This is a genomic window from Stenotrophomonas sp. YJH_SMC_94-11 (assembly GCF_059370435.1).
The window spans coordinates 902,567-923,717 of the sequence record NZ_JCAFTR010000001.1 but is presented as its reverse complement, the minus strand read 5'-3'; the positions used below and the strand labels follow the sequence as shown (position 1 = coordinate 923,717).

The window sequence follows — 21,151 nt, the reverse complement described above, 5'->3', positions numbered from 1 at the left end:
ATGGACCACGACACTAGGAATGCTACGAATACCCGGCGGATGCGACGCCGGTCGCAGCCTGCCCGGGCACGATCATCCACACTGCAGCGCCACGGCCACACCGGCCATCACGGAGCGCCCCATGGCCCGTCTGCCCTGCTGCAGTATCCGCCCTCTGTCCTGCCTCCTCGCCATCGCGCTGCTGGCGCTGACCTCGGCGCCGCCGGCCGCCGCACAGGACGCAGCGGGCGATCTGCTGTCCGCAGCCCCCTATCGCGCCACCTGGGTGCCGTCCCAGGCCGCCCAGGCCTACAAACTGCACTACCGCACCCCTGACCACCGCGGGCAGCTGGCCGAAGGCACCGGCCTGCTGTACCTGCCCGCCGGCACGCCGCCCATCGGCGGTTGGCCGGTGGTGTCGTGGGCGCATGGCACCCAGGGCATTGCAGATCGTTGTGCGCCCTCGGTCTCCGGCCCCTACCAACCCGAACGCGACGGGCACTTTCTCGATCGGTTCCTGGCACAGGGCTATGCAGTGGTCGCCGCGGATTACCAGGGCCTCGGAAGCTCAGGCGACCATGCCTATCTGCATGTGCGCACTGCCGCGCGCAACGCCATCGACATGATCAAGGCCAGCCGCCAGTACCTCGGCAACGGGACGCTGTCGCCGCGCTGGGTCTCGGTCGGCCATTCGCAGGGCGGTGCCGCCGCGCTCACGGCGGGCCACATCGCCCCCACCTATGGCGGACCGTCGCTGCAGTACCGCGGCAGCTTCACCACCGGCACGCCCACCGCAGTCGAACTGACCGCGCTGGTGATGAAGCCGGACAACCGCACCGCCAATCCGGGCGCGCTCAACGCGTATCACGCGTATCTGCTCGATGGCCTGCTGCAGGTCGCGCCGCAGATCGACCGCGTCCTCAGCGATGAAGGCCGCGCGCGGGTGGCGGTGGCACGCGAGCAGTGCCTGGGCGAACTGGCCACCACGCTGGACGGCGCCGACACCGGCAGCATGTTCACTGCGCCGCTGGCCAGCGTGCCGGGCATCTGGGCGGTGCTGTACGACTATCTCGGCGTACCGCGCCGCGGCTTCAGCCAACCGCTGATGTTGGGCCATGGCAGCCAGGACCGCGATGTGCCCTACCTGACCACCCTGCTGTACGCCGCTGGCCTGGCCCTGCGAGGCGAGCCGGTCGCGTTCCGGCGCTACCCCGTCGACCACCGGGGCACGCTGGACGCAGCGGCGGTCGATAGCGTGGGGTTCGTACGTGCGCGACTGGGGGACGATCCCTTCAACGACGCTGCGGAAACCGCCGGCCTCGAACAGTTGCTCGACGGAGTCCGGTAGATCCACGCCAAGCGTGGATGATCTTCGACCATCGTGCGGACCAAGCTCCGCACCCACCGGGGAGGGGCCAACGGGTTGCCGGCCAGCGGCCGGCACGACCCGCCAAGCGCTGCCTCAGCCCTTGTAGCCGTTGCTGATCGGGTAGCGCCGCTCGCGGCCGAACGCGCGGCGCGAGACCTTCGGCCCCGGCGCGGCCTGGTGCCGCTTCCACTCGCTGATGCGCACCAGGCGCAGCACGCGGTCGACCACGGCTGCGTCGTAGCCGGCGGCCACGATCTCGCCGCGCGACTGCTCCTGGTCGATGTAGCGGTAGAGGATGCCGTCCAGCACGTCATAGGCCGGCAACGAATCCTGGTCCAGCTGGTTCTCGCGCAGCTCGGCCGACGGCGGGCGGCTGATCACCGCCGGCGGGATCACCGGTGCGCCGCCCACGGTATTGCGCCACTTGGACAGGCCGAACACTTCGGTCTTGTACAGGTCCTTCAGTGGCGCATAGCCACCGCACATGTCGCCGTAGATGGTGGCGTAGCCGACCGCGTACTCGCTCTTGTTGCCGGTGGTCAGCAGCAGGCCACCGAACTTGTTGGCCAGCGCCATCAGGATCACGCCGCGGCTGCGCGACTGCAGGTTCTCTTCGGTCACGTCCGGCGCGGTGCCTTCGAACATCGGCGCCAGCGATTCCATCAGGCCCTTGAACGCCGGCTCGATCGACACAGCCTCAAGCTTCACCCCCAGCGCCCGGCACTGCTCGGCGGCCAGGTCGTTGGACAGGCCGGCGGTGTAGCGTGAGGGCAGGCGCACGGCGGTCACGTTCTCCGCGCCCATCGCATCCACGGCCAATGCCAGCACCAGGGCCGAGTCGATGCCACCGGACAGGCCCAGCCACACCTTCCTGAAGCCGTTCTTGCGGCAATAGTCCTGGATGCCACGGGTCACCGCGCGCCAGGCCAGCGCGTCCATGCTCTCGTCGCCGTCGTCCATCCACACATGCGGCATGAAGCGGCGGGTCTCACCGTCATACTCCACCACCAGCCACTGGTCGACGAAGGCAGCAGCGGCCGGGTGCACCGTGCCATCACCATCCGCCACCACCGAAGCACCGTCGAACACCAGCGCATCCTGGCCGCCCACCACGTTGAGGTAAGCGATGGCCGCCCCGCTCTCGCGGGTACGCGCGGCCAGCACGGCGTCGCGCTGCGCGTGCTTGCCACGCTCGTAGGGCGAAGCATTCGGCACCACCACCAGCTGCGCACCCGCGCGCATGGTGTCGGCCAGCGGCTCGGCGAACCACAGGTCCTCGCAGATCAGCAGGCCGACCGGAATGCCATTGACCTCAAACACGCAGCTGCCACCATCCGGATCGACGTCGAAGTAGCGGCGCTCGTCGAAGACCGCGTAGTTGGGCAGTTCGCGCTTGCGGTAGGTCTGCTCGACCAGGCCGTCACGCAGTACGCTGGCAGCGTTGTAGACCACCGCGCCAGCCGCCTGCGGCCAGCCGACCACGGCGGTGATGCCACGGCAGGCGGTGGCGATACGGGTCATCGCCTGCTCGCACTCGTACAGGAAACCCGGGCGCAGCAGCAGGTCCTCCGGCGGGTACCCGCTCACCGCCAGCTCGGGGAACATCACCAGCTCGGCGCCGTACTCATCGCGCGCCTGGCCGATCATCTCGATGATGCGCTCGGTGTTGCCGGCGACGTCGCCGACCGGGAAGTCGAACTGCGCCATCGCGATGCGGATCGAAGCCATGGGAATCCAGCCTGTGGTTGCAATGCTTCCATTGTAACGCCGCGCCATGCGCTCGCCGGGCGCACGCACTGCATGGACAGCCCTGGCTCAGTAGATCCACGCCATGCGTGGATGGGGTTGCCAGGATGGCCAGGGCACCAGACGCAGAAAGGCCGCCCGGAGGCGGCCCTTCTGTTTCAGGCAGCCGGCCAGCGGCCGGCTCTACAGCATCGTCTGCGCGAGGCAGTCGATCTTATTTCACCAGCTTGGCGATGGCGGCGCCCAGGTCGCCCGGCGAGCGGACGGTGACCACGCCAGCAGCTTCCATCGCGGCGAACTTGCCTTCCGCGGTGCCCTTGCCGCCCGAGGCGATCGCGCCCGCGTGGCCCATGCGCTTGCCGGCCGGAGCCGACGCACCGGCGATGAAACCGACGACCGGCTTCTTCACGTGGTTCTTGATGTACTCGGCGCCGGCTTCTTCAGCGTCACCGCCGATCTCGCCGACCATGATGATGCCTTCGGTCTGCGGGTCTTCGTTGAACAGCTTCAGGCAGTCGACGAAGTTCAGGCCGTTGATCGGGTCACCGCCGATGCCGATGCAGGTGGACTGGCCCAGGCCGACTTCGGTGGTCTGCTTGACCGCTTCATAGGTCAGGGTGCCCGAACGCGACACGATGCCGATCTTGCCCGGCTTGTGGATGTGGCCCGGCATGATGCCGATCTTGCACTCGCCCGGCGTGATGACGCCCGGGCAGTTCGGCCCGATCAGCACGGTGTCCGGGTAGGAACGGGTCAGCACGTTCTTCACGCGCAGCATGTCCAGCACCGGGATGCCTTCGGTGATGCAGACGATCACCTTGATGCCGGCAGCCGCAGCTTCCAGGATCGCGTCGGCCGCGAACGGCGGCGGCACGTAGATGACCGAAGCGTTGGCGCCGGTGCTCTGCACGGCGTCGGCAACGGTGTTGAAGACCGGCAGGTCGATGTGGGTGGTGCCACCCTTGCCCGGGGTCACGCCGCCAACAACCTGGGTGCCGTACTCGATCATCTGAGTGGCGTGGAAGGTGCCCTGCTGGCCGGTGAAGCCCTGCACGATCACCTTGGTGTTCTTGTTAATCAAAACAGACATGGGAATTTCCTTCGGTGTCGTGGATCAGGCGGCGTTCTTGACCGCTTCAACGACCTTCTTGGCGCCGTCGTTGATGTTGTCAGCCGGGATGATGGCCATGCCGCTGTCACGCAGCAGCTGCTTGCCCTCTTCCACGTTGGTGCCTTCCAGGCGCACCACGACCGGAACCTTGACGCCCACTTCCTTCACGGCGGCGATGATGCCTTCGGCAATCATGTCGCAGCGGACGATGCCGCCGAAGATGTTGACGAAGATGCCTTCAACCTTGTCCGAGGACAGGATCAGCTTGAACGCTTCGATGACGCGCTGCTTGTTCGCACCGCCGCCCACGTCCAGGAAGTTCGCCGGCTCGCCGCCGTTGAGCTTGATGACGTCCATGGTGGCCATGGCCAGGCCGGCACCGTTCACCATGCAGCCGATGTTGCCGTCCATGGTGACGTAGTTGATGTCCAGCTCCGAAGCGGTCACTTCGGTTTCATCTTCCTGGGACTTGTCGCGCATCGCGACCAGTTCCTTGTGGCGGAAGTTGGCGTTGTCGTCGCTGTTGAACTTGCCGTCCAGCGCGTACAGGTTGCCATCGTCCAGGATCGCCAGCGGGTTGATCTCAACCAGCGCCAGGTCCTTCTCGTTGAAGATGCGGTACAGGTTCACCATGATGTTGGCGAACTGGCCGGCCTGCTTGGCGGTCAGGCCCATCTTGAAGCCGATGTCACGGCCGTGGTAACCCTGCACGCCCTCGACGAAGTCCACGTTCAGGGTGTGGATCTTGTCCGGGGTCTCGGCCGCGACCTGCTCGATTTCCATGCCGCCTTCGGAAGAGGCGATGTAGCTGATGGTGCGGGTGCCGCGATCCACCAGGACCGACAGGTACAGCTCCTTGACGATCTCACCGGCGGTGGTCACCAGCACCAGGTTGATCGGCAGCTCGACGCCGGCGGTCTGGTAGGTGGCCATCTTGGTGCCGAGCATCTTCGCCGCTGCGGCCTTCACGTCGTCGACGGTCTTGCAGAACTTGACGCCGCCAGCCTTGCCGCGGCCGCCAGCGTGGATCTGCGCCTTGACCATCCAGGGGCCCTGGCCCAGCGACTGGGCGACTTCAACCGCCTCGTCCGGGGTCGCCGCGACCTTGCCGGCCGGGACCGGGATGCCGTATTCGGCAAGCAGTTGTTTTGCCTGGTATTCGTGGAAATTCATGCGTCACCGTGGGAATAGGAACGACCGCACGCAATTCCTCAGGGCCCCCTGGAAGAGGCACCGGCACGGACCGCGGCGGGCCCTCTATTGTGGCCGAGCCGGCGCCGGGGCGCAAAGAAGTCTGTACAAAACGCCAGACCCGGCCAGATTTCCGCCGTCATTCAGGCAGTTGCGCCCGGGGGCCGGCTGGGCAGCGGTATCCACCCCAGGCCAAATGCGCGATCCGGGCCGCAGCGGCGGGCCCCTGCCGGGGGCCCTATACTGGTCAGCCAGGGTGTGTAGCGTCGGGGGTGCTCGACGGTTTTCCACCGCAGGCCACATCGAAGCGACGTACCGCCCGGCCTCAGGGGACGCCGGGCAGGCCCGCCGCAGATTCCAGACCCAGGCAGCCAGAAGGGGAGTTCCGGCGTGTCACCCAGTGCTTCATTGATCGACCGCATCGAATCGATTCCGCGGCGTGAGCTGTATTTCTTCGCGCTGTACCGGGTGCTGATCGCTTCGGTCATCGCCGCCCTGCTCTACAGCCCGCTGTCGGCCATGGTCGGCGAAGCCCACCACCCGCGGCTGGCCGACACCGTCGCCGCCATCTACCTGGGGCTGTCGCTGCTGGCGCTGGTGATCGGCCGCAACGAACGCTGGCTGCGCCCGATCGTGGTCAGCGGCGTGCTGGTGGACATCGTCGCCGCCACCCTGTTGTCGCATGCCCTGCCCGGTGCCAGCGCCGGCATCTCGATGTCGCTGCTGTTCAACATCGCCGCTGCCGCCACCCTGCTGCCGCTCAGCCTGGGGCTGGGCCTGGCACTGGCCGCCAGCCTCGCCACCGGCGTGGAATACACCTGGAAGCTGCTGGAAGGCGGCGATCCCACCCGTACCCTGGCCGAACTGGCCATGTTCGCCACCAGCTACCTGGCGCTGGCCTTCATCAGTTACCAGGTCGGCAGCCGCGCGCGCCGCAACCAGCAGCTGGCCAACCAGCGCGGCGACGAAGTAGCCAACCTGTTCCAGATCAACGAGCTGATCATCCGCCGCATGCGCACCGGCGTGCTGGTGGTCGACGCCGACAACCGTGTCACCCTGGCCAACGAGGCCGCCTCGATGCTGCTCGGTGACAGCGACGGCAGCGGCGAAAGCGGCCGCCTGGACCTGGCCAGCGCCGCCCCGGAACTGGCCCGTCGCCTGCAGCGCTGGCGCAACGGCTGGGCGCAGGACGAACTGCCGCTGCAGCTCAACCCCGACCAGCCCGAAGTGCAGCCCCGCTTTGCGCGCCTGCTGGCCGGCAGCGAGCTGGCCCTGGTATTCCTGGACGACTCCAGCGTGGTCTCGCGCCGTGCCGAGTCGCTCACCCTGTCAGCAATGGGACGCTTCTCGGCCAGCCTCGCCCACGAGATCCGCAACCCGCTGGCCGCGATCAACTACGCGGTGCAGCTGCTGGAGGAAGGCACCGGCTTCAACGAAAGCGACCGCCGCCTGCTGCAGATCATCCGCCAGCAGTGCCAGCGCACCAACGGCATCGTCGAAAGCGTGCTGGGCCTGGCCCGGCGCGAGCGCGCCACGCCCGAAAACGTCGACCTGGCCGCCTTCGTGCGCCGCTTCGTGCTGGAGTACAAGCAGGGGCAGACGCTGGAGACCGACAGCATCGAGCCGATCATCAACGACACCTCGGTACTGGCCCAGGTCGACAGCAAGCACCTCTACCAGGTGCTGACCGTGCTGGTGCACAACGCGCTCAAGTATGGCCGCATCGGCCAGCAGCCGGCGCGGGTGCGCCTGCGCGTGGCGCAGCACGAGCGCAGTGCGGTCATCGACGTGATGGATCGTGGCCCCGGTATTCCCGAGAGCGTGGCCGCGCAGTTGTTCCGGCCGTTCTTCACCACGTCCGAGCATGGCACCGGGCTGGGCCTGTATATCGCCCGCGAGCTGTGCCGAGCCAACCAGGCGCGGCTGGACTACATCCCGGTTCCCGCTGGAGGCTCCTGCTTCCGCCTGGTGCTGCCCGGCCCGCATACGCTGTTGCCCACCTGATCTCGATTCTGTGCGTCAAACATTTGTCGCTTCCAGCCCCCTCGTTTATCTTTCACGCCCATGAACGAAACCCGCAGCGCCCTCGTCGTCGACGACGAACGCGACATCCGCGAACTGCTGGTCCTGACGCTCGGCCGCATGGGGCTGCGCATCAGTACCGCAGCCAACCTTGCCGAAGCGCGCGAACTGCTGGCCAGCAATCCGTACGACCTGTGCATCACCGACATGCGCCTGCCGGACGGCAACGGTATCGAGCTGGTCAGCGAGATCGCCCAGCACTACCCGCGCACGCCGGTGGCGATGATCACTGCCTTTGGCAGCATGGACCTGGCGGTGGAAGCGCTGAAGGCCGGCGCCTTCGATTTCGTCAGCAAGCCGGTGGACATCGCCGTGTTGCGTGGCCTGGTCAAGCACGCGCTGGAACTCAACAACACCGAGCGCCCCGTGCCCGGCCCTGCCGCCGAACAGGGCGCACGCCTGCTTGGCGACTCGCCGGCCATGGACGTGCTGCGTACCACCATCGGCAAGGTCGCGCGCAGCCAGGCGCCGGTCTACATCCTCGGTGAATCCGGCGTGGGCAAGGAGCTGGTCGCACGCACCATCCATGCCCAGGGTGCCCGCGCGGCCGGCCCGTTCGTGCCGGTCAACTGCGGCGCCATTCCCGGCGAGCTGATGGAGAGCGAATTCTTCGGCCACCGCAAGGGCAGCTTCAGCGGCGCCCACGCCGACAAGCCCGGGCTGTTCCAGGCCGCGCATGGCGGCACCCTGTTCCTGGACGAAGTGGCCGAGCTGCCACTGCAGATGCAGGTGAAGCTGCTGCGCGCGATCCAGGAAAAGTCGGTGCGTGCGGTCGGCGCCGCCAACGAGGAGCCGGTGGACGTGCGCATCCTCTCGGCCACCCACAAGGACCTGGCCGAGCTGGTCGAGGACGGCCGTTTCCGCCACGACCTCTACTACCGCATCAACGTGATTGAGCTGAGGGTGCCGCCGCTGCGCGAGCGTCGCCAGGACCTGCCGGAACTGGCCGCGTCGGTGCTGGCACGGCTGGCCCGCAGCCATGGCCGCCCGACGCCGTTGCTGGCGCCGTCGGCACTGGACGCACTGGCCCAGTACGCCTTCCCCGGCAACGTGCGTGAACTGGAGAACATCCTGGAGCGTGCACTGGCACTGGCCGAAGAAGACCGCATCGGCGCCGACGACCTGCGCCTGCCGCAACATGCCCCGCGCACGCCCGGCAGCGCAGCACATGCCGAAGCCGTGGCTGACCTGCAGCCCGGCAACGCCGCCCTGCCCTCGTACATCGAACAGCTCGAGCGCAGCGCCATCCAGCGCGCGCTGGAAGAAAACCGCTGGAACAAGACCCGCACCGCCGCGCAGCTGGGCATCACGTTCCGCGCGCTGCGCTACAAGCTGAAGAAGCTGGGCATGGAGTAAGGGCAGGGCCCGACGCGGGCCCGCCAACCTGGTAGTGCCGGCCGCTGGCCGGCAAACTCATGCATCGCGCCATCCACGCATGGCGTGGATCTACTGTAGAGCCGAGCCCATGCTCGGCTGCTCTCCGGGCTACCTCAATCCTTGGTAACGCGGTTGATCTCGGCCAGGCTGGTGATGCCCGCCGCCGCCTTCTTCAACGCCGACTGGCGCAGATCGTTCACCCCGATCTGCTGTGCGGCCTCGGCAATCTGCAACGCATTGCCGCCAGCCAGTACGATCGTGGCGATCTCGTCGGTCATCGGCATCACCTGGTAGATACCGGTACGGCCCTTGTAGCCCTCGGTGCACTCATCACAGCCGACCGCTTCGTACAGCTCGATACCCGCGTCCAGCTGCGCCTGGGTGAAGCCTTCGGCCAGCAGCGCATGCTCGGGCAGATTGGCCGGGCGCTTGCAGTTGCTGCACAGCCGGCGCGCCAGGCGCTGGGCGATCACCAGCGTCACCGAGCTGGTGATGTTGTACGGCGCGATGCCCATGTTCATCAGGCGCGCGATGGTCTGGGGTGCATCGTTGGTATGCAGCGTGGACAGCACCATGTGGCCGGTCTGCGCCGCCTTGATCGCGATCTCGGCCGTTTCCAGGTCGCGGATTTCGCCGACCATGATGATGTCCGGATCCTGTCGCAGGAACGAGCGCAGTGCCGCGGCAAAGGTCATGCCGCGCTTGTTGTTCTGCTGCACCTGGTTGACACCGGGCAGGCGGATTTCCACCGGGTCTTCGGCGGTGGAGATGTTGCGCGTCTCGTCGTTGAGGATGCCCAGCGCGGTGTACAGCGACACGGTCTTACCCGAACCGGTCGGGCCGGTCACCAGCACCATGCCGTACGGCTTGTGGATGGCTTCCAGGAACAGTTTCTGCTGGTCCGGCTCGTAACCCAGCTTGTCGATGCCCAGCTTGGCAGCGCTGCCGTCCAGGATACGCAGCACCACCTTCTCGCCGAACAGGGTCGGCAACGTACTCACGCGGAAGTCGATCTGCTTGGTCTTGGACAGGTTGAGCTTGATACGCCCGTCCTGCGGCACGCGCTTCTCGGCGATGTCCAGCTGCGCCATCACCTTCAGGCGCGCGGCAATGCGCTGGTTCAACTTCACCGGCGCGCGCGCCACCATCTTCAGCAACCCGTCGATGCGCAGGCGCACGCGGTAGTCGTCTTCATAGGGCTCGAAGTGGATGTCCGAGGCGCCCTTGCGGATCGCGTCCACCAGCACCTTGTTGACGAACTTCACCACCGGGGTGTCATCACCCTTGGCATCGATGCCGGAGTCGCCGCCCCCGGAAATGTCCTCGTCACCGCCGGACACATCCAGGTTGCCAATGCCATCGTCGTCACCGCCCAGCGCGTCGCCCAGCGTGTCATGGCTGGCATGCCACTGCTCGAGCGTGCGGCGGATCTGGTCCTCATCCACCAGGATCGGCTCCACCACCAGATTGGTGTGGAACTTGATCTCGTCCAGCGAATGGGTCGGGTTGCTGGTGCCCACGAACAGCTTGCCGCCGCGCTTGAACAGTGGCAGCACGTTGTGCTTGCGCAGCAGCTCCTCGCTGACCAGGCTCATCGCGTTCTGGCTGGCGTCGAACGTGGACACGTCGAACAGCGGCATGCCGAACTCGACCGCATTGGCGGCCGCCAACTGTGCCGCCCCGACCACCTTGTTCTGCGCGAACCAGGTCGGCAGCGGCTGGCGGGCCGCAGCGGCCTTGGCCATGGCGTCGCGGGCGGAAGCCTCGTCCAGCGCACCATCCTGGACCAGGCGACGGGCCAGGCCGGTGATGCCGACGAGATTGGCGGTGGTTACGGCGTTCATATGGATCCTTGGCTCATCATGGGTCAGGCAGTGCGGCGCGCCTTCCAGGGGCACCGCACAGGGCAGCAGAACCTGCCGCGACCCGCTGGCCGACGACGACGCCAATCCTTCAGCATGACTGCCTCGCCCGGCACTCCCAGCCCGGCAGGCACGATCCTGACTCCCCCGGGGATGATAGCCCCGTCAACGGCCCGCCAACATCCCATTGGCAGGCCGAAGTGTGATCAACAGCCGGTTGGGCGATAGCGCGCTTCGAAGGCGCTGCCGTCGCAGGTCCAGGTGCCGTCGGCTGCGCGGCGGAGGATGAGGTCTTTGCCTCTGATTGCTTGGCTGCCACCAACTTTGCAAGTGATGCTTCCCACACCACTGACATCCAGCTCGGCCGTTACAGCGGAACAGATATCCGAGCGCTTCAAGCCTATATAGGCAGCATCTACGAGCGCAGTGTCCCGACTGTCCTGCACCACCGTTTCAACGGTGGTCTTTCCAGGTCGTATTTCTGCAAATGCCGCGGCTAACTGGGCTTTGGCCATGTAGTTCTGATAGATCGGTAGCGCGATCAGCGCGAGAATTGCCAAGACACCGACTACCACCATCAACTCAATTAATGAAAAACCACGTTCTTCACGCATACGAAATCCTCCCCAAGGATTCCCACAGCGTCTCTATTTAGGACGCTCCCAAAAAGAAGGCCCCGACTCGCGGGGCCTCTTTTGAACAGAAAAGCTATTACGAATTACGGAGCCTTACAGCCGCTCGGAAGATACTTCGCGTCGACGTTCGAGGTGCAGGCCCAAGTACCGTCAGTAGCACGGGTCAGGGTAATTGCACCCTTCGAGGTCGTCAGCTTCGGGCTGCCCTTCAGGGTGCAAACGATATTGCCCGTCTCAGCGAAGCTCATGGTGATGGTGCAACGATCAGAATTCTTCAGGCCAATCGCAGCGATATTTGCGATATCGGTCGAAGTCTTGCCTTCATTGATGGCAACTTCGAACTGAGTCTTGCCGGGGGTGATTTCAGCCAGGCCAGCAGTGGCCTGCGACTTGGCCACGTAGTCCTGGTACATCGGCAGGGCGATGGCGGCCAGGATGGCGATGATCGCAACGACGATCATCAGTTCGATAAGGGTGAAGCCCTTCTGGTTCTTCATTTTGGTACATCCCCAAGATAAGTGGTGGTTGATTTCAGAGCACAGGATCGGTCTGACCAGCGGCCAGCTGAGCGGGTCCTGCCCCCTGCGGGTGGATCAACGCAGGTTGCGTGCCAACCCCGGCACGCCTCCCCCTGGATTTCCCCGCGCCCATGATGGCAGCTATTTCACGGATGGGAACCCCCCGGATGCGAATCTGCGATGGACGCGGCAATGTGACGCAGTGCGTCACCTTTGGTCGGCACCCGGCACGAATTCGCATCATGGCGCCCCTAACAACTGCCCAGACGGGCATGAACCCGCTACCATCAGGGGCTAGACGCCCGCCTGGGGATGGCGGGTCTTGGGGAGCCGATATGTCTGTCAGTCGCAGTGCGATCAAGAAGGAGCCCGTGGCGCGCAGCACCACGGAGCTGCAGCCGTTTGTCTGGGAGGGGACCGACAAGCGGGGCGTGAAGATGAAGGGAGAGCAGGCCGCGAAGAACGCGAACCTGCTGCGAGCTGAGCTGCGCCGCCAGGGCATAAACCCCGGTGTGGTCAAACTGAAGTCCAAGCCGCTGTTCGGCGCGGCCGGCAGCAAGATCTCGCCAAAGGACATCGCGTTCTTCAGCCGTCAGATGGCCACCATGATGAAGTCGGGGGTGCCGATCGTCGGCGCACTGGACATCATCGCCAGCGGGCACAAGAACCCGCGCATGAAGAAGATGGTGGACTCAGTCCGAACGGATATTGAAGGCGGCTCTTCACTTTATGAGGCCGTCAGCAAGCATCCTGTGCAGTTCGATGAACTCTACCGCAACCTCGTGCGTGCCGGCGAAGGCGCCGGTGTGCTGGAGACGGTGCTGGACACCGTCGCCACGTATAAAGAGAACATTGAAGCGCTGAAGGGCAAGATCAAGAAGGCGATGTTCTATCCCGCCATGGTCTTGGCGGTTGCCCTGCTGGTGAGTGGCATCCTGCTGGTCTGGGTAGTCCCGCAGTTTGAGGACGTATTCAAGGGCTTTGGCGCGGACCTGCCCGCCTTTACCCAGATGATCGTGAACATGTCGAGGTTCATGGTCTCGTGGTGGTGGCTGATCTTGTTGGTCATCATTGGCTCGATCGTCGGCTTCATTGCAGCATACAAACGATCGCCCAAGATGCAGCACAGCATGGACCGGTTGGTCCTGAAGCTGCCAGTCATCGGGCAGATCATGCACAACAGCTCGATCGCTCGCTTCGCCCGTACCACCGCCGTCACCTTCAAGGCCGGCGTGCCTTTGGTGGAGGCCCTGGGCATCGTGGCCGGCGCTACCGGCAATACGGTTTACGAGCATGCCGTATTGCGCATGCGCGACGACGTGTCGGTCGGTTACCCGGTCAACATGGCCATGAAGCAGACCGCCCTGTTCCCGCACATGGTCATCCAGATGACCGGCATCGGTGAAGAGGCAGGCGCCCTGGACGCCATGCTGTTCAAGGTGGCCGAGTACTATGAGCAGGAGGTCAACAATGCGGTTGACGCCCTGAGCAGCCTGCTGGAACCTGTGATCATGGTGATCATTGGTACCATCGTCGGCGGCATGGTCATCGGCATGTACCTGCCGATCTTCAAGCTCGCTTCCGTCGTCGGATAATCACTACATGGCATTTCTCGACCAGCATCCCGGCCTCGGCTACCCTGCCGCGGCCGCCCTGGGGCTGCTGCTGGGCAGTTTCCTCAACGTCGTCATCCTGCGCCTGCCCAAGCGGCTGGAGTGGCAGTGGAAGCGCGATGCGCGGGAGGTCCTGGAGGAACCGGACTTCTACGAGCCCCCACCACCGGGGATCGTGGTCGAGCCCTCGCACTGCCCGCACTGCAAGCACAAGCTGAGCTGGTACGAGAACATCCCGCTGTTCAGCTGGATCATCCAGGGCGGCAAGTGCCGCCATTGCAGGGCGCCGATCTCGCTGCAGTACCCGCTGGTCGAGGCCCTGACCTCGGTGCTGGTGCTGGCCTGCGTCTGGCAATTCGGCTTCGGCTGGCAGGGCTTCGGCGCCATCGTGCTGACCTGCTTCCTGATCGCCTTGTCCGGCATCGACCTGCGCACCCAGCTGCTGCCCGACCAGTTGACCCTACCCCTGATGTGGCTGGGCCTGATAGGCAACATCGACAACCTGTACATGCCGGCCAAGCCTGCATTGGTCGGCGCGGCGGTGGGCTATCTGTCGCTGTGGATGGTCTGGTGGCTGTTCAAGCAGCTGACCGGCAAGGAAGGCATGGGCCACGGCGATTTCAAGCTGTTGGCCGCCCTCGGCGCCTGGTGCGGGCTGAAGGGCATCCTGCCGATCATCCTGCTGTCGTCGGTGCTGGGCGCCATCATCGGCTCGATCTGGCTGTACACCCGCGGCCGTGACCGCGCCACGCCGATTCCGTTCGGCCCCTACCTGGCCATCGCGGGCTGGCTGTACTTCATGTGGGGCGCGCCCGTGGTCGAGCAGTACCTGGTGTTGAGCGGGCTGCGCTGAGGGGAATCCCCATGAGCCGGTATGTAGTGGGCCTGACCGGCGGCATTGCCGCCGGCAAGAGCGAGGTGACCCGGCGCTTCGAGGCGCTGGGCATCGTGGTGGCCGACGCCGATCTGGCCGCCCGCGCGGTGGTTGCTGCCGGCAGCCCTGCCCTGGGCCGCATCGCCGAGCGCTTCGGCGCCGACATGCTGCAGGCAGACGGCGGCCTGGATCGGGCACGCCTGCGGGCCCACGTGTTCGCCGATCCGGCCGAACGGGCCGCACTGGAAGCGATCACCCATCCGGCCATCCGCCTTCTGATGCAACAGCAGTGCGAGCAGGCCACCAGCCCCTATGCGATTGCCGCCATTCCGCTGCTGACCGAGGTCGGCGGGCGGACCGCCTACCCGTGGCTGGACCGGGTGCTGCTGGTGGATGCGCCCGAAGCCGTGCAGCACGCCCGGCTGATGCAGCGCGACGGCATCGACGCCGCACTGGCCGACAAGATGATCGCCGCCCAGGCCAGCCGCACGCAGCGGTTGGCACTGGCCGATGATGTGGTGGTCAACGATGGCCACCCGGAGGACCTGCAGGCGCAGGTGGAAGCGCTGCATGCGCGGTATCTGGGGTTGGCTGGAGGTTGAGGCCTGGTTGCCGGCCAGCGGCCGGCACTACCAAAGCAAATCCACGCATGGCGTGGATCTACTGGACGGTTTGGTTGCCGGCCAGCGGCCGGCACTACCGAACAGCATCCACGCATGGCGTGGATCTACCCGGCGCCAGCGTGGAACTGCTGCAGAGCCAAGCCCATGCTCGGCTGCGATCATCAAGCCGAGCATGGGCTCGGCTCTACAAAGCGTTCTGCATCCACGCATTGCGTGGACCTACTCAAGCTGCAGGCGGGCATAGCGGGCCAGTTCTCGTGCGCCAAGCAGCAATCCATCTACGACATCCGGGCTGAGCTGCTGGTGGGCACCGCCCTGTTCGCGGGCCGCCTCGGCGGCGTGCAGCACCTGCATGAGTGCATTCAAGCCGGCCAGGGTGCGGCTGAGGCCGGCCATGGTGGCCGCCTGTGCCGGGCTGAGGCCCTGTGCTTCCAATCGCCGCCCGTCGGCTGCATCGCGACCGTCCATGCGGGCCAGCAACGCAGGCAGCAGATCCTTGGGATCATCGAGCAGGACTTCGATGCGCTCGGCGACGTCGGCCGGCAGCAGGTCGGCGGCTTCGCCGATCAGGGCGTGCAGCTGGGGGAACAAGGGGCGTGCGGACATGGTGAATCTCCTCGCAGACGGCAGGCCACCCGCTGATGCAAGGTGGCGGACGGTGCGGGTTGGCGTACCGGAGACCCAACAACTCAAGCGCGAGGAAAAAGACTCCAGCGGATTCTGATGAATCCCCACGCACCATCCGCCGAAACAAGGCAGCCGATGCATTTTCCGTGATGAGCCGCAGCACACCCGGAGCGCTTGAGTTGAAGGTTTTTTTCAGGACGCCAATCCCGGCCAGGGCACCTGCCCCGGCCGACCCATCTGGCCATCACGTAGCGCTGTGATCTGTAAGGAAATTCTCAAGCCGCAGTTGAGGGTACGAATGCGTGCATGCGGACACGCACGTGGCGTGGCGGCGATCACGGTGATGTCGTGTTGGGCTTCTGGCCCATCACGACTGCAAAGCTAATTTGATGGCACAAGCGACACAGGGCGCAACACGAACCCGGTGTAGAGCCGAGCCAATGCTCGGCTCCGGGAAGCCACCGCAGCCGAGCGCGGGCTCGGCTCTACAAACGTGGAGCACCCACCAAAGTAAAGCCCCTTACAACGGCTTCGGCGAGAACGTCAGGGTGGCGATCACGCCGCGCTCGCCACCGGGGCGCACGCTCACCTGCCAGCCATACAGATCGCACAGGCGGCTGACGATCGACAGGCCGATGCCGCCGCCCTGCGAATGGCCGGCATGCGTGCCGCGATAGCCCCGCTGGAACAGTTTGGCGGCATCCTCTTCGCTCAGCCCCGGTCCGCTGTCGGTCACCGACACCGAATTGCTGCCGACAAAGACGCGCACTTCGCCATCCTGCGAGTACTTCACCGCGTTGCCGATCAGGTTGCCCAGCGCCACCGACAACGCGGCTTCCGGCGCATCGATCACCAGGTTGCGCTCGCCTTCCAGTGCCAGTTCCAATGGCTTGCCGCCCAGCTGTGCACGGTGGGCGTCCAGCAGCTGTTCGGCCACGCGGGCGACGTTGCTGGTGCCCTGCCCGCGTTCATTGCGCGACAGCAGCAGCAGTGCGCCGATCAGGTCGCTGCACTGTTGTTCGGCGCGCTGGATGCGCTGCAGACGCTGCAGCACCTTCTCATCCAGGCCGGGCCGGGTCAGCAGCAGTTCGGTGGCGCCACGGATCACCGCCAGCGGCGTGCGCAGCTCGTGGCTGACGTCGGCATTGAACTCACGGTCGCGCTGCACCACTTCGGTCAGCCGCGACGAATAATCATCCAGCGCCTGCGCCAGTTGCCCCACTTCGTCATCGGGGAAACGTGGCGCCAGCGGCTCGGGCTCGCTCGTGCCGCCGCGATAGGCACGCAGCCGCGCGGCCAGGTCCGAGACCGGCTTCATCACCTTCGACGCCGACCACCAGCCCAGCACCAGCGACAACAGGCTGAAGACCAGCACCGACAGCACCAGCGCGCGGTTGAGCTGCTGCCCGCCGCGCACGCTGTCGGTCATGTCGTAGGCCAGGAATGCCCAGGCGTCGGGCGTCTTGCGCACGGCCAGCTTGTACGAATAGCGCTGGCCGCGCTCATCCACGCCGCCCATGTTGTACAGGCCATCCTTGAACTCGTACCAGTCTGGCTCTTCCTCGCGCAGCGCCTCGAACTTGTCAGGCTTGATCAGGCGCGCACGCATCTGCTGCACGGGCAGGTCGGGGTTGCGATCCGGGCTCTCGTAGAACCGCCGCACGTACTCGTTGATGTTGCGGTTCATCACGTCTTCCACCAGCTGGTTTTCCACGCGCATGCGGGCCCAGTTGGTGGCGAACGCGAACAGTGTCGTCAGGCAGAAGCCCAACAACACGAACGAGACGATGATGCGGCTGCGCAGGCGCCGCCGATACGGCGAACGCCGGCGCTCCCCCTTGGTTGCCACGGAATCAGGCTTCCGGGGTAGCGATGCGGTATCCGATGCCATGGCGGGTCTGGATCAGCGGCACTTCAAACGGCTTGTCGACCACCGCACGCAGGCCGTGGATGTGGACACGCAGCGAATCCGAATCGGGCAGCTCTTCGCCCCAGACGCGGGTCTCCAGTTCCTGGCGGGTAACCACGGCCGGCGCGGCCTCCATCAGGGCCTGCAGAATCTTCAGCGCGGTCGGGTTGAGCTGCAGCAGCTTGCCCTGGCGACGCACTTCCAGCGTGTCCAGGTTGTATTCCAGATCGCCGGTTTCCAGCACGCGGGTCTGCACGCCCTTGCCGCGGCGCGACAAAGCGTTCAAGCGCACTTCCACTTCCTGCAGCGCGAACGGCTTGATCAGGTAGTCATCGGCGCCGGAATCGAAACCGGCCAGCTTGTTGTCCAGCGAGTCGCGGGCGGTCAGCATCAGCACCGGGGTCTGCTTGCGCGCTTCGTTGCGCAGCTTGCGGCACACTTCGATGCCGTCCATGCCCGGCAGGTTCAGGTCCAACACGATGGCGTCGAACTCGTGGACCACCGCCAGGTGCAGGCCGGTCACGCCGTCGGCGGCGAAGTCCACGGTGTGGCCACGATCCTCAAGGTAGTCGCCAAGGTTGGCGGCGATGTCGCTGTTGTCTTCGATTACGAGAATGCGCACTGGGACCTCTGGTTCTTGAAGGGTCGTCGGGGGGCCAGGCCCACCTGCTCAGGATGCCCCTGTGCGGGTGGACGCGACGTCTACCTGCTGAACGATACAGGTTCCATTCTTAACATTTCGTACCGGAGGGAGGACACCGGCAAACGCCCCCGGGGCGAGCGCTCAGCGGCTGATGCGCTGCTGGTCGGTCAGCGCCCGGCGGCTCTCTTCCTGGGCTTTGCGACGCTGGGCCACGGTCAGGCAGACGCTGGTCGGCATGTTGCTGCCGGTCAGGCGCTCGCGGCGGCAGATCATGCGGCTGTCGGCCTGGGCGCGGGTCATGATGGTGTTGACGATCTCCTGCTCGTTGAACAGGTCGTTGCGCTCCTGCGGGGCCAGCTCATCCACCTTCTCGCGGCCATTCATCTTGATCCGTATCCGGTTCAGCGCCTGCTGCACGCGGCTCTTGTCCTCCAGCCCGATCTCGCTGTAGTCCTCGCTGCCCATGGCCGTTTCAACGCGGCGGATCTGCTCGGATACCGGGGTGAAGGAATCCATCTGCACGGTGTCCTTCTGCGCCTTGGCCTGCACGGTGGCCACCAGGCCGAGCGACAGCATCAGGGCGAGCGTAGTGGTGCGGTACATGACGAGCTCCATGTTCGTCCATGAATAGGGTCTCGACTTTACGGTTCCGCCGATGCGTCCACAAGGGACGCACGGCAGGGTGACCGATGGCGGCCTGCGACCGGTCCAACCACGGTTACGGCTTGTAGTTGTTGAAACGCTGGTTGTCGTTGAGGGCCTTGCGGCTGTCTTCCTGCGCCTTGCGGCGCTGGGCCACGGTCAGGCAGACGCTCTGCGGCATGTTGCTGCCGGTGGTGCGCTCGCGGCGGCAGACCATGCGGCTGTCGGCATGGGCGCGGGTCATGATCGTGTTGATCACTTCCTGGTCGTTGAAGATCTCGGTGCGGTCCTGCGGGCTCAACTGCTCTACCCGTTCGTGGTCGCCCATCTTGATCTTGATACGGCCCAGCGCCTGCTGCACACGGCTTTTGTCTTCCAGCCCGATCTCGCTGTAGTCCTCGGTGTTGATCGCCGTCTCAACGTTGCGGATCTGTTCGGCCACCGGTGCGTTGGCGTCGAACTTCACCTGCCCTTTCTCGGGCTTGGCGTGCGCGGTGGTGGCCAGTGCCAGGCCCAGCATCAGGGCGAAGGGGGTCATGCGCTGCATTGTTACCTCCAGGTTCTTCCATGAGTGGAACACCGACCCTGCGGTGCCATCGACACGCCGTTACGGCACCCCGGTGGACCGAAAGGCGGTGCGGTCAACGCCCGGCGGGCGGTGGGCTGAGCGTGTTGTAGCTGCGCTGGTCGTTGATCAGCGCCTTGCCTTTCTCTTCGATCCGGCGCCGTTGGGCCACGGTCAGACAGCGGCTCCTGGGCATGTTGCTGCCGGTGGTGCGTTCGTACCTGCAGATCTGCCGGCTGTCGTCATGGCCACGCGCCATCAGGGTGTTGATGCGTTCCTGCTCGTTGAAGACCTCGGCCTGCAACTGCGGCGGCAGCTCCTGCACGGTCTGGCGTTCGCCCATGTGCTGGCGGATACGCGACAGCGCCTGCTGCACCTGGCCGCGATCCTCGGCAGACAGTTCGGCATAGTCGGGGGCGGCCAGCGCGGCTTCCACCTGGCGCATCTGCTCGGCGACCGAGCCCTGCCGGTCCATCTGTACAGCGACTTTCTCCGGCTTGGCGGCAACAGCGCCAGACAGGCCCAGCAGCAACGCGATCGTCATGATGCGGTACATCGCCAACCTCCCGATCCATCCCGGAACGAAGGGCCAACTCTACGACCGTCACGCGGCCTCCACAAGAGACCTTGGGCACAGAGCCGACAGGCATAAAAAAGGCCCAGGCGGTGCACCCGCCTGGGCCTGAAGTCGTATCCCGATACCGATCCTGCTGAGAGGCAGAGCTGCGGTTCGCTGAAGCCTACGCCGGGGCCGATTAAAGCCTCGTTAAAGGCCCGGATCATTTACCCATGAGAATCACAACCCTATGAATAATCAAGGCTTTTTGATCTTCTCTACGTGTTCGATGATGCGTGTGGCCACGTCCACACCGCAGGCCGCTTCGATGCCCTCCAGCCCCGGCGTGGAGTTGACCTCCAGCACCAGCGGGCCGCGCGCGGAGCGGATCAGGTCCACGCCGCACACCGACAGGCCCAACGCCTTGGCCGAACGCACCGCCACCTGCTGCTCGGCGCGACTGGCCTTGGCCGCCACGGCGGTGCCGCCAGCGTGCAGGTTGGAGCGGAAGTCACCCTCCGGTGCCTGCCGCTGCATCGACGCCACCACCTGGTCGCCCACCACGAAGCAGCGCAGGTCGGCGCCCTTGGCCTCGCCGATGAATTCCTGCATCAGGAAGTTGGCGTACAGGCCGCGCAGCGCTTCGACGATGCCGCGCGAGGCACTGGCCTTTTCGGTCAGGATCACGCCGCGACCCTGGGTACCTTCATTGAGCTTCACCACATGCGGCGGCGGGCCGAGCATGGACAGCAGATCGACGGTGTCGTCGGGGTTGTCGCCGAACACGGTGACCGGCATGTCGATGCCCTTGGCCGCCAGCAGCTGGTGCGCGCGCAGCTTGTCGCGCGAACGCAGGATGGCATCGGACGGATTGGGCGTGCGCGCGCCCATCAGCTCGAACTGGCGCAGTACCGCGGTGCCGTAGCGGGTGATCGAGGCACCGATGCGCGGAATGACCATGTCCACGCCGGTCATCGGCCGGCCCTTGTAGTGCATGGAAAAGCCATCGGCGGCGATGCGCATGTAGCAGCGCAACGGGTCGAGGATGCGCACGGTGTGGCCGCGCGCGCGCGCCGCCTCGACCAGCCGACGGGTGGAATACAGGGAGCTGTTGCGGGACAGGATGGCGAGCTTCATCGCGGAGGGATCGGTCGGCAGGCGCGCAGCATAGCGCGGGCGTGTGGCGGGCGGATGATGCCCGTCGTCGACGATCTCGAGCGTTGTGGATG

Annotated in this window: 19 protein-coding genes; 6 read left to right on the top strand and 13 right to left on the bottom strand. The window is 65.6% G+C overall.

The features are described from left to right. Positions 1–121 precede the first annotated feature (121 nt). Positions 122–1,327 (top strand): lipase family protein, encoded by a 1,206-nt coding sequence (locus AC5P74_RS04120; protein ID WP_070490409.1) that lies wholly within the window; start codon positions 122–124, stop codon positions 1,325–1,327. Between the two features lie 114 nt (positions 1,328–1,441). Here AC5P74_RS04120 and AC5P74_RS04115 read toward each other — a convergent pair whose 3' ends face one another. The 3 genes from AC5P74_RS04115 to sucC all read right to left on the bottom strand — a co-directional run bounded on the left by AC5P74_RS04115 (position 1,442) and on the right by sucC (position 5,378). Beyond that, a complete protein-coding gene (locus AC5P74_RS04115; RefSeq protein ID WP_053499187.1) occupies positions 1,442–3,076 on the bottom strand; it encodes an NAD+ synthase in 1,635 nt (544 codons plus the stop codon). Positions 3,077–3,308: 232 nt separating this feature from the next. Next, complete coding sequence (gene sucD / locus AC5P74_RS04110; RefSeq protein ID WP_005418610.1) at positions 3,309–4,184, bottom strand: succinate--CoA ligase subunit alpha; 876 nt, start codon at positions 4,182–4,184, stop codon at positions 3,309–3,311. A gap of 24 nt (positions 4,185–4,208) precedes the next feature. Continuing rightward, positions 4,209–5,378, bottom strand: a complete 1,170-nt coding sequence (gene sucC, locus AC5P74_RS04105; RefSeq protein WP_005418614.1) for an ADP-forming succinate--CoA ligase subunit beta — start codon at positions 5,376–5,378, stop codon at positions 4,209–4,211. Between the two features lie 408 nt (positions 5,379–5,786). Between sucC and AC5P74_RS04100 the strand changes: the two genes are divergently transcribed. Further along, a complete protein-coding gene (locus tag AC5P74_RS04100) occupies positions 5,787–7,400 on the top strand; it encodes a sensor histidine kinase (protein WP_053499189.1) in 1,614 nt (537 codons plus the stop codon). Between the two features lie 60 nt (positions 7,401–7,460). Beyond that, the gene (locus tag AC5P74_RS04095) at positions 7,461–8,834 is read left to right on the top strand and encodes a sigma-54-dependent transcriptional regulator (RefSeq protein ID WP_065178929.1); all 1,374 of its coding nucleotides are present in this window, start codon (positions 7,461–7,463) and stop codon (positions 8,832–8,834) included. Positions 8,835–8,968: 134 nt separating this feature from the next. Here the strand turns inward: AC5P74_RS04095 and pilB are convergent, their stop codons facing one another. The 3 genes from pilB to AC5P74_RS04080 all read right to left on the bottom strand — a co-directional run bounded on the left by pilB (position 8,969) and on the right by AC5P74_RS04080 (position 11,849). After that, positions 8,969–10,699: a type IV-A pilus assembly ATPase PilB gene (gene pilB / locus AC5P74_RS04090; protein ID WP_442253335.1), complete on the bottom strand. Its 1,731-nt coding sequence runs from the start codon at positions 10,697–10,699 to the stop codon at positions 8,969–8,971. Positions 10,700–10,923: 224 nt separating this feature from the next. Beyond that, the gene (locus tag AC5P74_RS04085) at positions 10,924–11,331 is read right to left on the bottom strand and encodes a pilin (RefSeq protein ID WP_053499194.1); all 408 of its coding nucleotides are present in this window, start codon (positions 11,329–11,331) and stop codon (positions 10,924–10,926) included. A gap of 104 nt (positions 11,332–11,435) precedes the next feature. After that, positions 11,436–11,849, bottom strand: a complete 414-nt coding sequence (locus AC5P74_RS04080) for a pilin (protein WP_053499197.1) — start codon at positions 11,847–11,849, stop codon at positions 11,436–11,438. A 356-nt stretch (positions 11,850–12,205) separates the two neighbouring features. Between AC5P74_RS04080 and AC5P74_RS04075 the strand changes: the two genes are divergently transcribed. The 3 genes from AC5P74_RS04075 to coaE are packed head-to-tail and all read left to right on the top strand — an operon-like array spanning position 12,206 to position 14,959. Further along, positions 12,206–13,465: a type II secretion system F family protein gene (locus AC5P74_RS04075; RefSeq protein WP_053499199.1), complete on the top strand. Its 1,260-nt coding sequence runs from the start codon at positions 12,206–12,208 to the stop codon at positions 13,463–13,465. A gap of 7 nt (positions 13,466–13,472) precedes the next feature. After that, positions 13,473–14,336 carry a prepilin peptidase gene (locus AC5P74_RS04070; RefSeq protein ID WP_053499201.1) on the top strand — a complete coding sequence of 288 codons (864 nt, stop codon included), beginning with the start codon at positions 13,473–13,475 and terminating at the stop codon, positions 14,334–14,336. A gap of 11 nt (positions 14,337–14,347) precedes the next feature. Continuing rightward, entirely contained in the window at positions 14,348–14,959 is a 612-nt protein-coding gene (coaE, locus tag AC5P74_RS04065; RefSeq protein ID WP_053499203.1) for a dephospho-CoA kinase, read from the top strand. A 240-nt stretch (positions 14,960–15,199) separates the two neighbouring features. Here coaE and AC5P74_RS04060 read toward each other — a convergent pair whose 3' ends face one another. The 7 genes from AC5P74_RS04060 to rimK all read right to left on the bottom strand — a co-directional run bounded on the left by AC5P74_RS04060 (position 15,200) and on the right by rimK (position 21,059). Next, entirely contained in the window at positions 15,200–15,586 is a 387-nt protein-coding gene (locus AC5P74_RS04060) for a hypothetical protein (RefSeq protein WP_206620692.1), read from the bottom strand. Between the two features lie 541 nt (positions 15,587–16,127). Further along, on the bottom strand, positions 16,128–17,498 hold the full coding sequence (locus AC5P74_RS04055; protein ID WP_053499207.1) for a sensor histidine kinase: 1,371 nt from the start codon (positions 17,496–17,498) through the stop codon (positions 16,128–16,130). Beyond that, complete coding sequence (locus tag AC5P74_RS04050) at positions 17,461–18,138, bottom strand: response regulator transcription factor (protein ID WP_005410804.1); 678 nt, start codon at positions 18,136–18,138, stop codon at positions 17,461–17,463. Before AC5P74_RS04050 ends, AC5P74_RS04055 begins: the two co-directional genes overlap by 38 nt. 162 nt (positions 18,139–18,300) lie before the next feature. Then, complete coding sequence (locus tag AC5P74_RS04045) at positions 18,301–18,762, bottom strand: hypothetical protein (RefSeq protein ID WP_053499209.1); 462 nt, start codon at positions 18,760–18,762, stop codon at positions 18,301–18,303. A gap of 115 nt (positions 18,763–18,877) precedes the next feature. Next, positions 18,878–19,348, bottom strand: a complete 471-nt coding sequence (locus AC5P74_RS04040; protein WP_005418647.1) for a hypothetical protein — start codon at positions 19,346–19,348, stop codon at positions 18,878–18,880. 94 nt (positions 19,349–19,442) lie between these two features. Further along, the gene (locus AC5P74_RS04035) at positions 19,443–19,922 is read right to left on the bottom strand and encodes a hypothetical protein (protein ID WP_495204803.1); all 480 of its coding nucleotides are present in this window, start codon (positions 19,920–19,922) and stop codon (positions 19,443–19,445) included. 258 nt (positions 19,923–20,180) lie between these two features. After that, positions 20,181–21,059, bottom strand: a complete 879-nt coding sequence (gene rimK / locus AC5P74_RS04030; RefSeq protein WP_005418651.1) for a 30S ribosomal protein S6--L-glutamate ligase — start codon at positions 21,057–21,059, stop codon at positions 20,181–20,183. Positions 21,060–21,151 lie beyond the last annotated feature (92 nt).